This window comes from Morganella sp. HSTU-ASny43 (assembly GCF_022819185.1).
Lineage (GTDB): Bacteria > Pseudomonadota > Gammaproteobacteria > Enterobacterales > Enterobacteriaceae > Morganella > Morganella morganii.
This window is the reverse complement of sequence record NZ_WSPG01000004.1, coordinates 69,927-83,040: the sequence shown is the minus strand read 5'-3', so window position 1 is coordinate 83,040 and position 13,114 is coordinate 69,927. Positions and strand designations below refer to the sequence as shown.

General features: G+C 52.2%; 11 protein-coding genes. 2 read left to right on the top strand and 9 right to left on the bottom strand.

The window, feature by feature from the left end; translation table 11 throughout:
• Window positions 1–55: 55 nt before the first annotated feature.
• Window positions 56–1,621 (bottom strand): methyl-accepting chemotaxis protein, encoded by a 1,566-nt coding sequence (locus GN208_RS03395; RefSeq protein WP_015422981.1) that lies wholly within the window; start codon window positions 1,619–1,621, stop codon window positions 56–58.
• Between the two features lie 459 nt (window positions 1,622–2,080).
• Between GN208_RS03395 and GN208_RS03390 the strand changes: the two genes are divergently transcribed.
• The gene (locus tag GN208_RS03390) at window positions 2,081–3,553 is read left to right on the top strand and encodes an amidohydrolase family protein (RefSeq protein ID WP_004236276.1); all 1,473 of its coding nucleotides are present in this window, start codon (window positions 2,081–2,083) and stop codon (window positions 3,551–3,553) included.
• A gap of 94 nt (window positions 3,554–3,647) precedes the next feature.
• On the opposite strand, the gene fhuA is transcribed toward GN208_RS03390, so the two are convergent.
• Together fhuA and GN208_RS03380 are read right to left on the bottom strand one after the other, a co-directional pair.
• On the bottom strand, window positions 3,648–5,822 hold the full coding sequence (gene fhuA, locus GN208_RS03385) for a ferrichrome porin FhuA (protein ID WP_004236277.1): 2,175 nt from the start codon (window positions 5,820–5,822) through the stop codon (window positions 3,648–3,650).
• A 117-nt stretch (window positions 5,823–5,939) separates the two neighbouring features.
• Window positions 5,940–7,355, bottom strand: coding sequence for a DHA2 family efflux MFS transporter permease subunit (locus GN208_RS03380; protein ID WP_015422980.1), 1,416 nt, complete (start codon window positions 7,353–7,355; stop codon window positions 5,940–5,942).
• Between the two features lie 123 nt (window positions 7,356–7,478).
• Between GN208_RS03380 and GN208_RS03375 the strand changes: the two genes are divergently transcribed.
• Window positions 7,479–7,916 (top strand): MarR family transcriptional regulator, encoded by a 438-nt coding sequence (locus tag GN208_RS03375; RefSeq protein WP_004240547.1) that lies wholly within the window; start codon window positions 7,479–7,481, stop codon window positions 7,914–7,916.
• Window positions 7,917–7,950: 34 nt separating this feature from the next.
• Here GN208_RS03375 and GN208_RS03370 read toward each other — a convergent pair whose 3' ends face one another.
• From GN208_RS03370 to accB, 6 genes are all read right to left on the bottom strand, one after another.
• Window positions 7,951–8,310, bottom strand: coding sequence for a hypothetical protein (locus tag GN208_RS03370; protein ID WP_004236282.1), 360 nt, complete (start codon window positions 8,308–8,310; stop codon window positions 7,951–7,953).
• A gap of 428 nt (window positions 8,311–8,738) precedes the next feature.
• Window positions 8,739–9,035, bottom strand: coding sequence for a DNA-binding transcriptional regulator Fis (fis, locus tag GN208_RS03365; protein ID WP_004240545.1), 297 nt, complete (start codon window positions 9,033–9,035; stop codon window positions 8,739–8,741).
• Between the two features lie 20 nt (window positions 9,036–9,055).
• Window positions 9,056–10,027, bottom strand: a complete 972-nt coding sequence (dusB, locus tag GN208_RS03360) for a tRNA dihydrouridine synthase DusB (RefSeq protein ID WP_015422979.1) — start codon at window positions 10,025–10,027, stop codon at window positions 9,056–9,058.
• 290 nt (window positions 10,028–10,317) lie between these two features.
• On the bottom strand, window positions 10,318–11,202 hold the full coding sequence (prmA, locus tag GN208_RS03355; RefSeq protein ID WP_004236286.1) for a 50S ribosomal protein L11 methyltransferase: 885 nt from the start codon (window positions 11,200–11,202) through the stop codon (window positions 10,318–10,320).
• A 77-nt stretch (window positions 11,203–11,279) separates the two neighbouring features.
• Window positions 11,280–12,629, bottom strand: a complete 1,350-nt coding sequence (gene accC / locus GN208_RS03350; protein ID WP_004236287.1) for an acetyl-CoA carboxylase biotin carboxylase subunit — start codon at window positions 12,627–12,629, stop codon at window positions 11,280–11,282.
• Window positions 12,630–12,640: 11 nt separating this feature from the next.
• Window positions 12,641–13,102 (bottom strand): acetyl-CoA carboxylase biotin carboxyl carrier protein, encoded by a 462-nt coding sequence (gene accB, locus GN208_RS03345; protein ID WP_004236288.1) that lies wholly within the window; start codon window positions 13,100–13,102, stop codon window positions 12,641–12,643.
• Between the last annotated feature and the right edge of the window lie 12 nt (window positions 13,103–13,114).

Below are 13,114 nucleotides of genomic sequence, written 5' to 3'. Positions count from 1 at the left end.
AGCCGTCCGGAACAGTGATAACGGGCAGTCATGCCCGTTATCTGCCCGTTAATCATTAAGATACTGAAGACGGCGTTCCGGCAAGCTGAAAGACACCAACCATCTCATTGAGTGTACCGGCCTGCTCATTCAGGGAGGAGGCTGCGGCAACAGACTGTTCCACCAGGGTGGCATTCTGCTGGGTAGCGGAATCAATCAGCCCGATAGCACTGTTGATCTGAGTGATCCCGTCAGTCTGTTCATGACTGGCGTGGCCTATCTCATGCAGTAAATCAGCCATCTGGCTGACGTTACTGACAATACCGCGCAGTGATTCAGCGGCTTCCTCCACCAGTTGCAGCCCCTCGCGGGTCTGACCGGCAGAGTTTTCAATCAGGGTGCGGATCTCACCGGCTGAATCGGCACTGCGCTGTGCCAGCAGGCGGACTTCACCGGCCACCACCGCAAAACCGCGTCCGTGCTCACCGGCTCTGGCGGCTTCCACAGCGGCATTCAGCGCCAGAATATTGGTCTGGAACGCAATAGAATCAATCAGATTGATAATATCTGACATCCGGGTGGCCGTCGTGTTGATCATACGGATTTTATCCGTCACCTGCTCCATCATTTCGCCGTTGTGTTTCACCACCCCGGCGGTATCCGCCGACAGTGCGGTTGCCTTAAGGGTATTGGCGGCGGTATTTTTCACTGTCGCGGTGATCTGCTCCATTGAGGCGGCAGTTTCCTCCACTGACGCGGCCTGTTCTTCCGTGCGGGCGGCCAGGTTCTGGTTACCGGCAACAATCTGCTCTGCGGTGGCAGACAGGCTGACTGCACCGTTTTTCACCTCTGTTACGATATCCTGCAAATGAACCTGCATTTCAGCCAGGGCATTAAGCAGCACCCCGGTTTCATCATGATGTGTGACATTGACCTGCTGTGTCAGATCCCCCTGTGCAATGGCGCGGGCAAGCGTGACGGCTTTATCCAGCGGACGGGTGATACTGACCACAATAATCCGCGCCAGTACGGCACTGATGATGGCACTGATGATAGTCAGAGCGATCAGCAGGAGGCGGTTGGTTTTGAAATTACTTTCCACCTGATTTCCCGCCTCTTTCATATGCGTATCCTGAATGGCGATTAACTGCATCACATTGTCGCGGTAAGCGCGCTGAATACCGGCGGTGGTATTCACCATCTCATTGATTGCAGAGGCTTCATCTCCGTTTTGTGAAAACTGAACCATGCGGCGCTGTGAGGTGAGGTACTGCTGGCGGACTGAGCGGATCTCTTTCAGGATGTTCTGAGATGCCTCATCCTTCAGCGTCTCATTAAATTCATCCAGAATCAGGGTGATTTTTTTACTGGTTTCAGAAGCACCGGCGGCCAGCTGACGAATCTGAGGATTTTTATCATCCAGCAGCAGGAGTTGCTGAATGCCGACAAAATCATGAAAATAATCAATCAGTAAGTTTGCTTTTACCGTGATCGGATAATCCTCATCCAGGATATCGCGAATACCGTCATTGGCGTTATTCAGGCTGACAACCGACAGTGTGGCGCTGATGACCATCAGCAGAATGGAAAAGCCAAAAGCCACGAAGAGTTTCGTACTGATTTTAATGCTGCGCAGAAGCATCATTCCTCCGGATACTCAGTAAATGACTGGTTATCGGAAACTATAGAGAAAACTTTATCAATTAATTAAATTAATTTATAAGCACATGACAATAACAGCAGAGATAACAACGGGTTGGTTTGGTTATTTTTCTTCGGGAGTGATCTTTCCGGGGGATTATTTCAGTGCTTAAGACCTTTGTTTTACGCTTTGTTGATGTTTTGTGCTGAGTTTTTATGTCAGTACGGCGCAAAAAATGAGGTAAAAACGCGCGGATTTCTTATTTTTTCCTGTCAGAAATCACGGGATATTTTGCTGAAAAATAAGAATTATTTTCTTTTTTATCCCGGAAGGGAGAATAAACGTGTTTTTTTCCCGGAAAATGAGATGGATTTTATGCTGCCGATTTACAGGTTGATTTTATAATCAGATTATAATGTACTGTATAGTACATTTTTGATATTAACCAGAGAGGCCTGCATGGAAAAGAATAAAAAAATCATTCGCGGCGGCACAATCATCACAATGGATGATGCCACCGGCGATATTATCAACGGCGCGATACTGATCGAGGGCAACCGGATCAGCGCAATCAGTGCGGATATACAGGCATTTGATCACCACACCGATGCGCAGGTGATTGATGCACAAGGGGCGATTGTCACTCCGGGCATGATCGATGCGCACCGCCATAACTGGATGGCACTGTTCCGTGGTGTTTCGGCGGAAGAGTCGTTACCGGCATTTCTTATCAATACCTTCCATGCATTCGGCGCAATGATGACGGCAGACAATATGTATGCGGCGGTTCTGAACGGTAATATCAGCGCTCTGAATGCCGGTACGACAACGGTTTATGAGGTGAATGACTGTGTTAACTCACCGGAACATGCCGCTAATGCTGTTGCTGCTATGAAGGACAGCGGCATCCGTGGTGTCTACGGCTATGGTATGCAGGTGTATGATTTTAAACCCGCCGGTTTTGCTTCCATGGATGCACGGCGTGATTGTGCCCGTGAGATCTCTGAAACCCTGTTCCGCGACCAGGATCGGCTGACAGCCGGGATGCTGATTTCCGATCCCGGTACGGTGCCGTTTGCTGAATCGGCAAAACAGATCCGTCTGGCGGATGGTCTCGGCCTGAAACACGCCTCACACACCGGGGCGGCCAAAACCTCGGTTCTGCTGCGTGGTTTGCGTGAACTGGACGACCACGGTTTACTGCTGCCGGGACATATCCACGCCCACAGTAACGGGCTGACCGGCGAAGACTGGAAACTGATCGCCAAAAGCGGCGGCCATGTGGCGAGCACGCCGTCCAGCGAGTTACAGATGGGGATGGGGTTCCTGCCTTATCAGCCTTGTGCGGAGTATGGGATCCCGTTTGCACTCGGAACGGATTTCACCGGTGTGACAACAGATGATCTGTTCACACAGATGAATATGGCACTGCAGATTGAACGTGCACTGGCGAATGAAAAAGTACATCAGCGCGATACTATGCCGTTTGAAATTACCCCGACTGTCCGCGAGGCTCTGCACTGGGCGACTCTCGGCGCAGCACAGGTGCTGGGCATGGAAAACGAGATCGGCTCGCTGGTGGCCGGGAAAAAAGCGGACATCATTATTATCCGCCACAGAGATGGTTTTGTGGCACCGGTGCACGCCGCAGGCAGTGTGGTGCAGATGACACATACCGGTGATATCGATACTGTGCTGGCCGACGGTGTGATCCGCAAACAAAACGGCATGCTGACCGGTTTTGATCTTCCGGAAGTGACCCGGTTATCCCGTAACGCTCTGGCTGAGCTGGAAACACGCATCCGCGACCGGAAAATCCTCAATGCACAGGAAGTGGAAGCGTTCTTCCGTCTGGCTGAGCGGATGGCCTCCTTCCACTTCGCACAGGCTTACAGTGATGAATTTTTTACTCAGGCGATGAATAAGGCCTGATGTGCAGTGCGCTGCGGCGGGCAGCGGTCTCTCTTAGTGATCCCGCCTTTTCGGGGATTCCGGTTTATTGCGGAATCCCCCTTTTTTATCTGTTTTACCAGTGAAGGGTCAGTGTGGTGGTTATCTGCCGGTCATTGCCCCAACTGCATGCTGCATCCGTAAAGCAGGCAGATACATAGTGTTTATTGAACAGGTTATTGATATTTAGCGCGATCTCCGCATCTTCAAGAGCCGGGAGGTTATCAAGCCGGTAGCGCAGCATCATATCCGCCACGGTATAGGCGGGAACAGTGAAGCTGTTGGCATCATCCCCCTGTGTTTTGCCGTTATAGCGTACGCCGCCGCCGATAGTCAGGCCGCTGAGCGGCGTGGTGTCAAAGGTATAATCTGTCCACAGAGAGGCGGTATGCGCCGGTACCATCGCGGGGTGATGATTGGTATTCTCCGCCTGCTGACGGAAACGGGTATCGGTATAAGCATAGCCGGCGATCAGGTTCCAGTTGTAGGTCAGCGCCGCTTTGGTTTCCAGCTCAATCCCCCGCGAACGGATTTTTCCGCCCTGCACACTGAAAAACGGATTCAGCGGGTCACGGTGCAGGTTATTGTCTTTGGTCAGCTCATAAACGGCGAGTGTGGCAGACAGCGCGGCATTTTCCGGCAGGTATTTCAGCCCGGCTTCATACTGTTTACCCCGTGACGGATCCAGCGGTTTGCCGCTGACCGTGGCCGCAGTACTTGGCTCAAAGGATTCGCTGTAGCTGAAATACGGAGCGAAACCATAAGGCAGCTGATAGTTCACACCGCCGCGCCAGGTAAACTCGTGGTCAGTCTGGTGATGAGTGGTATCACCGCTGATGTTATCGCGGCCGCGGGATTTGCTGGTGTTTTCGTCATAACGGCCGCCGAGGGTGAATGTCCAGTCCTTCAGAAAGAGCTGATCCTGGGCGTAGATCCCGATTTGGTGGTTTTTATTTATTGCTTTCGAATTTATCCCCGGGATGATTGTCAGATTGCCGTATTGCGGGGATCGCAGATCCAGCGGGGCAGCAACACCGACCTCATTAACCATCCGGTTGCGCAGCTGTGAGTAATCCACACCTGTCATCAGGGTATTGCGCCAGCCGTGGCCGCTGATGTTGTGGATGACATGGGTATCAGTGACCAGACCGGACAGCCGCTCGTCATTATGTATATGGCTGCGGGCAAGCGTTGATGAGAGATCCTGCTGCGGTACGCCGTAACAGGCCGCCGGATTGCTGCTGCATAGTCCGCTGCCGTAAATAGTGCGCCAGTTGGTGCTGATCTGCTGGTAACGCACGCCCTGATGCAGTGACCAGTTATCATTGAATGTATGATCAAACTGCCAGCCGATCAGCCGCTGCTGCCGTTCAAAGCGGTTATAGCCCGGCTCGCCTTCGTTAAAACCGGTCGGCAATTTCCCGGCAGCGCCGCCGTCAACGGTACCTTCACGCGGCAGCCAGCCGTAATAGCCGTTACGCGGCGCATTCATGGCCTGGGCGGTAAGCAGTAAAGAAGTGGCATCATCCGGCTGCCAGAGATAAGAACCCTGTAAAGCATAATACCGTTCCCGCTCCCCCTGTTGCTGTTGGTGCTGGTCATGCAGTGTGCCGGTCAGGCGGTAAGCCTGTGTTTCCTCATCATTCAGGGCATCACTGAGATCAAACCCGGTCTGCCACAGGTGGTGATTCCCCGCCTGTAAGCGGATTTCCCGCAGCGGGTTCATCTGCGGCCGTTTGGAGGTCATGGTGACCACGCCGCCCGGATTGGATTGCCCGTAAAGCACAGAAGCCGGGCCTTTCAGCACATCAATCCGCTGCATAAATTCCGGCAGCATCCTGCTTTCCGCATACATATCCCCCTGAACTTTTAATCCGTCCAGATAGATATTCTGGCTGACATTATGGAAGCCGCGCATCATCACACTGTCGAAAACGGATGAACTGCCGGAGGTGCCGGTCACTACGCCGGGTGTGTATCCCAGTGCCTGTTTCAGTGTGGCAGGATTGCGGGCGGTGATTTCCTCCTCACTGATCACGGAGACCGAGGAAGGGACTTTATTCAGCGGCGTGGCCGTTTTGGTGGCGCTGTCGCTGTGTGTGGCGCGGTATGTGCCGTTATTTTCCAGCGGACTGACGGCAGGCGGCGCGGCGGTGACCACGATTTCATCTTCAGCGGCGTGGCAGACACCGGCAACCAGTAAAGCCGCCAGCGAAAGCCGGAACAGGGAAGTGCGGTAAAGTGCAGTCATACATCTTATCTCATTGAATGATAATTATTACCGTCACAAAAGGCATGTGTGCGGATGACGGCTGTGATAAATAATGAAAAAGGCTGCCGGAGCAGCCATCAGGGTTAATACAGGTGATTACGCCGCATCATTCTGCGGATGCGGTTTCTTCAGGAAGAAGGCGAAAACCAGTGATAACAGACCGAGCAGCAGGCTCAGCCAGAATACGGCATGGATCCCCGACGCCAGTGCCGCGGTTGCTGTCTGCTGTGTTGCTGCCGCATCACGGTAAAAAGACATCAGAGAGATGGCCGATGCGGTACCGACGGCGCCGGCTACCTGATAAAAGGTATTCCAGACAGCAGAGCCATCAGCATATAACCGGGCGGGTAAAGCACTCATCGCGGTAGTCTGCGCGGGCATAATCACACAGGTGACACCCAGACACAGGAGCATAAAGGCGGCGACAATCTGCCACACCGGTGCATTCTCCCCGACGGCATACAGAAACAGCGCAGAACTCATCAGCATAAACAGGGAGCCGCAGACCACAAACGGGCGCGAGTCAAACCGGTTATAGAGAAAACCGATAAGTGGTGAGAACAGTACGTTGATAATATTGCCCGGCAGCAGCAGGATCCCGGCCATTGCCGCGCTCAGCATCAGCACATCTTTCAGGAATACCGGAAGAATAATCGCGGCGGAGAGCACACTCATCATGCTCAGGATCATCATGATCAGGCCAATAATAAACAGCGGATTACGGAACACATCCGGGTGGATCATCGGCATCGCCATGTGCGTCTGACGGCGGGCAAATACGGCAAGGCAGAGAACCCCCGCCAGCAGGGAACCCCAGACAGCGGGATCACGCAGGCTGTGTTCCGCCAGGATAGCCAGCCCGTAGATGATGCCGCTGAATCCGGCGGAGGAAAGCAGGAGAGACAAAATATCAATACGCGGTCTGGTGATATCACCAATCGGCGCAATAGACTTCACGGCAAGTAAAATGATGGCGGCATAGACCAGCGCACTGAGCCAGAAAATGGCATGCCAGCTGAACAAGGTGATAATAAAGCCGGAAATTGTCGGCCCCAGCGCCGGTGCCAGGGTAATGGCAATCCCCACCATTCCCATCACCATCCCGCGCTGATAGACCGGGAAAATGAGCAGTGCGGCACTCATCATCACAGGCAATATCACCCCGGTACCGACGGCCTGAATAACCCGCCCCAGAAGCAGTACCGCAAAACCGGGGGCCAGTGCGGCAATCAGACAACCGGCGAGCGACACACACAGCGCCGTGAGGATCAGTACCCTGGTATTAAACCAGCGCACCAGAAACGCCGACACCGGCACAAACACCGCCAGGGTCAGCAGATAGCCGGTCACCAGCCACTGTGCCTGACCGGCGGAGAGAGAGAACTGGCTCATCAGATTGGTGAGCGCCATATTTAATGCGGTTTCCCCGAACAGACCGGTAAATGTCCCGGCCATCAGTACGCTCAGCATCATTTTCGGGTAGCGTACCTGTATTGCTGCCTCTGTAGTCACATTCTTATCCTATTATTTCATCAACCAGGTTGACGAAAAGGAAAGTAACGCACTTTGCGACAATGGTCAACTTAGTTGACGAAGTGTTTTTGGTATACTGCACAAAAAGGAAAGGGGGAGCGCGTGAAAATTGCATTAAACGACCTGGATTTTATTGACCTTATCAGTGAGCGGCACACACTGCTCCGTGAGCGGATTGATGCGCTCTGGAATGTCCGGAGCGAAATTCACATGAGTAATTCGGAGTGGTACATTTTATCGAGGGTGTATGACCAGCCGGTATCCATAGCCGATATTTCCGCGACAGTGACCATCTCCCGTCAGGCGATTCATAAATTCATCCGACAGATGGAAGAGAAGGGATTAATCACCATCTTTGATGTTCAGGGCAGTAAAAAGCTCAAGGGGGTGAAAATGACACCGCACGGGCAGCAATGCTATGACGCTTATGAGGCCATCAAAACCGGATTGTGTGATGAAATTGGTGCTGCTGTCGGACAAGACAATCTCGCGCTGATCGTCCGGTTATTTCAGCAGCCCTGGTTTGATGAGAAACAGTAACGCCTTTTCTGCTGCCCGGAAAAGGCGTTTTCGTTCAGGTATGGTCTGCGGCAGAGAGGCGGGTGAACAGCCAGCGGAGCAGCACATCGGTCAGTGCGGCATCATCCGCCGGGTTCAGCTTTGCGGCTTCTTTCCGGAAATGCTGCCACAACACCCCATTCTGCCCGGGAATTTGCCGGTGCAGTCGCTGTGCTGCTTCCAGCTTGCCGCTGATATCCTGCGGATCCGGAAAAAGCGGCAGCGGCTGCCCGTACAGGCACAACAGGTCATCCTGCAGCTGTGAAATTTGTGACGGTACAAAATTCAGTAATTTCCCGCTGTGTATCAATGCCGGGGAATTCTCCGCCTGAACTGCCTGTAATGATTGATGTAATGCCTGTTGCAGTGCGTTCATTTCTCTCTCCTGATATCCGGGCTGCTGTACCGGGGATAGTAGCGGACAGGAAAATCAATGCTTCGCTGCCCGGCGAAATATCTGCGGTTATCATGGAAGAGGAAAAGAAACAGAACACTCCGGTTGTTGCTTTTTAATTGTGCTTATCCCGGGGAGAGGAAAAGGGGGGATTAAAATTTCTCATATAATCATGCATATAAGAAGCTTCCATATAATAATAGATACTGATTATCCATATATAACTCCCTTTATATTCTGAACAGCGGTGCGTACAGAATCCTGTCCGCTGCGCAAGCCGTTACAGTATTATTAAACACAGCGGGGAAGTGAAAAACAATGAGGTGGAATTACTTATGATAAAGGCAACAAAAAAGCCCTTTCAGTTATCCTGAAAAGGCTTTTCGATTCAATGCATTAAACGGTATTACTTAGTTCATGCCGTATTTTTTCAGTTTTTTACGCAGAGTACCGCGGTTGATACCCATCATCAGGGCAGCGCGGGTCTGGTTACCACGGGTGTATTGCATCACCATGTCCAACAATGGCTGTTCAACTTCAGCCAGTACCAGCTCATACAGTTCATTAACATCCTGACCGTTTAATTGAGCAAAATAGTTCTTCAGTGCTTGCTTAACTGAGTCACGTAACGGCTTTTGAGTTACCTGATCTTGTGAATTTACAGTAGCAACGGTTAGTACGTCAGAATTTACGCGTTGTTCGAACATAGTTCTGTCAGCTCTTTTCTTTATTTACGCAAAAAATTTTCAAAATATGCCTCCAACGCCTCCAGCTGTTCGCCGGCATCCTCAATGGCGTTGAATGTGCGCCGAAACTGAACATCAGGTGCATGTTCCTGCATATACCAGGAAACGTGCTTGCGGGCTATGCGGGCTCCCTTGCTTTGACCGTAAAAGTCGTGCAATTCCCGCACATGCTCACACATTATGCGTTTCACCTCTGCACCGGGCAGGGGCGGCAACAGTTCGCCTGTGTCCAGATAGTGCTGGATTTCCCGGAAGATCCAGGGTCTTCCCTGAGCAGCACGACCAATCATCAGCGCGTCTGCGCCGGTGTAGTCCAGTACTGCTCTGGCTTTAAGCGGGTCAGTAATGTCGCCATTGGCAATAACCGGGATGGCAACAGTCTGCTTAACTGTCCGGATGTTGTCGTATTCGGCTTCACCATTAAACAGACAGGCGCGGGTCCTGCCATGGATCGTAAGAGCCTGAATACCGCAACGCTCGGCCAATTGGGCAATCGTGACACAGTTCCGTTCTTCCGGTGACCAGCCGGTGCGAATTTTCAGTGTGACGGGCACGTCCACCGCATTAACCACCGCTTTCAGAATCTCTTCCACCAGCGCCGGATAACGCAGCAGGGCGGAGCCTGCCAGCTTACGGTTCACTTTTTTTGCCGGACACCCCATATTGATATCGATGACCTGCGCACCACCGGCAACATTAATCTTTGCCGCGGCCGCCATTTCACCGGGATCATTACCGGCTATCTGCACAGAACGGATACCTGGCTCATCACTGTGTACCATGCGTAATCTCGATTTGTCCGTCTTCCAGACCTGAGGGTTGGAAGAGAGCATCTCTGAGACGGCCATACCCGCGCCCATTTCATAGCACAACGACCGGAAAGGCCGATCGGTGATGCCTGCCATAGGGGCCGCGATAAGGCGGTTTTTCAACTGGTATTGTCCGATACGCATAGACGAAGAAGTGTGGCCATACTGTGACTGCAAGGGCGCGTATATTACGCATTTTTTCAAAGATATGAAAGGACAAACTTTGAGCAAATCGACCTTTACGGCGAAATTTTTTTTATTGCTTTTTTCAGATTTTATTAATTAATGTTTTGTAACAATAAGTTAGCGTAAAATAGCATACAGTGCGGTTTTCTGATTTAATTTTCAGAATAAAATGCGTTTGCGTGAAACTGCTTAAAATATATTCACTGAATCACGCAAATGCACGATTTATATACCAAAAAGTAAGAATATCAGCCGCGTTTTGTCGCGGTAATCCGGCACCATTCTTCTTTTTCGGCAATCTCATCAATCTCAAAGACGTCACGGTAAGCATCTGCCACACCTTCTGCCTGAGTGGCGAGCACACCGGATAACCCGAGTAATCCGCCGGCCTGCGGCAGTGCGCCGATCACCGGCGCCAGTTCACGCAGCGGACCGGCCAGGATATTGGCCACCACAACGTCCGCAGAGAGCGTCTGAGGCTTTTTATCAGAGAGGTAAAGGGTCAGCCTGTCTGAAACGCCGTTGCGCTCTGCGTTGTCCCTGCTGGCCTGAATCGCCTGCGGATCGATATCGATACCGATAGCTTCTTTCGCACCCAGTTTCAGGGCGGCGATCGCCAGGATCCCGGAGCCGCAGCCGAAATCGATCACGGTTTTACCGTTCAGATCCAGCCCGTCGAGCCATTCCAGGCACAGAGAGGTGGTAGGGTGGGTACCGGTGCCGAATGCAAGGCCGGGATCGAGCATAACATTGACCGCATCCGGGTCAGGGATTTCACGCCAGCTCGGGCAGATCCACAGGCGCTGACCGAAACGCATCGGGTGGAAGTTATCCATCCACTCGCGTTCCCAGTCTTTGTCTTCAATCTGTTCGATCTTATGGACAAAGTTTTCGCCGAGCAGCGGGTGCTGCTGTAATTGCGCAACAACGGCTTTCATGTCCGTTTCAGCGTCATACAGGCCGATCACGTCGGTGTCGCCCCACAGGCGGGTTTCCCCCGGCAGCGGTTCAAAAATCGGGGTGTCGTGGCTGTCCTGAAAGGTAACGGAGACCGCACCGGTTTCAGTCAGTTCATCACCGATAACTTCGGCATCAGCACCGGTGGAATTTAATCGTATTTGGATCCAGGGCATAACATACTCTTTATAAAAAGCTCTTTATAAAAAAGCCCCTGTTTGACAGGGGCCTGAGAAAGAAAAGCGACAGAAAATCAGACCTCGTGCAGGCCGAGTTTCTTCTCCAGATAATGGATGTTGGTGCCGCCTTTACAGAAGTTCTCATCATTCATAATCAGCTGGTGCAGCTCGATATTGGTTTTGATACCGTCGATAATCAGTTCCGCCAGCGCATTCTTCATACGGGCGATAGCAATTTCGCGGGTTTCACCATAGGTGATGAGCTTACCGATCATTGAATCATAATACGGCGGTACAGTATAACCGGCGTAAATATGAGACTCCCAGCGGACACCGAAACCACCCGGAGAGTGGAAGCGGGTAATTTTGCCCGGGCTCGGTAAGAAGGTGTGCGGATCTTCGGCATTGATACGGCATTCGATCGCGTGACCTTTTACTTTGATATCTTCCTGTTTCACAGAGAGCGGCAGGCCGGATGCGACACGCAGCTGCTCTTTGATCAGGTCAACACCGGTGATCATTTCAGTAACCGGGTGCTCTACCTGAATACGGGTGTTCATTTCGATGAAATAGAACTCGCCGTTTTCAAACAGGAACTCAAAGGTACCGGCACCACGGTAGCCGATATCGATACAGGCTTTGGCACAGCGTTCGCCGATGCTTTTGCGCAGCGCCGGAGTGATACCCGGTGCAGGGGCTTCTTCCACCACTTTCTGGTGACGGCGCTGCATGGAGCAGTCGCGTTCCGCCAGATAAACAGCATGGCCCTGACCATCCGCCATAACCTGGATTTCAACGTGACGCGGGTTCTCAAGGAATTTTTCCATGTAAACCATGTCGTTGTTGAAAGCCGCTTTGGCTTCGGCTTTGGTCATTGCAATCGCTTCTTCCAGATCTTCATCATTGCGGACAACGCGCATACCGCGTCCGCCGCCGCCGCCGGAGGCTTTGATGATGACCGGGAAACCGATACGTTTGGCAATGGTGTGGTTCAGCGGCATATCGTCGCTGAGCGGGCCGTCAGAGCCCGGCACACACGGAACACCGGTTTCTTTCATCGCGCGGATAGCAGAAACTTTGTCGCCCATCAGGCGGATGGTTTCAGCTTTCGGGCCGATAAAAGCGAAGCCGGAGCGTTCAACCTGCTCGGCAAAATCAGCGTTTTCAGATAAGAATCCGTACCCCGGGTGGATGGCCTGTGCGCCGGAAATTTCAGCAGCAGAGATAATGGCCGGGATATTCAGATAACTTTTCGCAGAGGCTGCCGGACCGATGCAGATGGTCTCGTCAGCCAGCAGAACGTGTTTTAAATCACGATCCGCAGAAGAGTGAACAGCAACCGCTTTGATCCCGAGCTCTTTACAGGCCCGCAGGATCCGCAGTGCAATTTCACCCCGGTTGGCAATAAGGATTTTTTCCAGCATGATTCGCCCCGTTATTCGATGACGACCAGTGGCTCGTCAAATTCGACAGCATCGCCGTCTTTTAACAGAATTGCTTTAACCACACCGGCTTTGTCAGCTTCGATCTGGTTCATCATTTTCATGGCTTCGACGATGCACAGGGTGTCACCGACATTGACCTGTTTACCGACTTCAATAAAGGCTTTCGCATCCGGGCTTGGTGAACGGTAGAACGTACCCACCATCGGAGAGCGGACCACATGGCCGGCAATCTCTTTTTCCGGCGCCGGATCAGCAAGACCTGCGGATGGTGCAACAGCGGCTGCCAGGGCAGGCTGCTGAACAGGTGCGCTGTATTGCTGTGGTACGGCCATAGCCTGAACCGGTAAAGCGCGGCTGATGCGTACTGACTCTTCGCCTTCAGAAATTTCCAGCTCAGAAATACCGGACTCTTCGACCAGCTCGATCAGTTTTTTTATTTTACGAATATCCATGAGATGATTCCG

What these genes read in the sequence shown, in the direction of transcription:
- GN208_RS03395 (WP_015422981.1), bottom strand. Translation starts at nt 1,621, where the DNA reads ATGCTTCTGCGCAGCATTAAAATCAGTACGAAACTCTTCGTGGCTTTT.
- GN208_RS03390 (WP_004236276.1), top strand. Translation starts at nt 2,081, where the DNA reads ATGGAAAAGAATAAAAAAATCATTCGCGGCGGCACAATCATCACAATG.
- fhuA (WP_004236277.1), bottom strand. Translation starts at nt 5,822, where the DNA reads ATGACTGCACTTTACCGCACTTCCCTGTTCCGGCTTTCGCTGGCGGCT.
- GN208_RS03370 (WP_004236282.1), bottom strand. Translation starts at nt 8,310, where the DNA reads ATGAACGCACTGCAACAGGCATTACATCAATCATTACAGGCAGTTCAG.
- fis (WP_004240545.1), bottom strand. Translation starts at nt 9,035, where the DNA reads ATGTTCGAACAACGCGTAAATTCTGACGTACTAACCGTTGCTACTGTA.
- dusB (WP_015422979.1), bottom strand. Translation starts at nt 10,027, where the DNA reads ATGCGTATCGGACAATACCAGTTGAAAAACCGCCTTATCGCGGCCCCT.
- prmA (WP_004236286.1), bottom strand. Translation starts at nt 11,202, where the DNA reads ATGCCCTGGATCCAAATACGATTAAATTCCACCGGTGCTGATGCCGAA.
- accC (WP_004236287.1), bottom strand. Translation starts at nt 12,629, where the DNA reads ATGCTGGAAAAAATCCTTATTGCCAACCGGGGTGAAATTGCACTGCGG.
- accB (WP_004236288.1), bottom strand. Translation starts at nt 13,102, where the DNA reads ATGGATATTCGTAAAATAAAAAAACTGATCGAGCTGGTCGAAGAGTCC.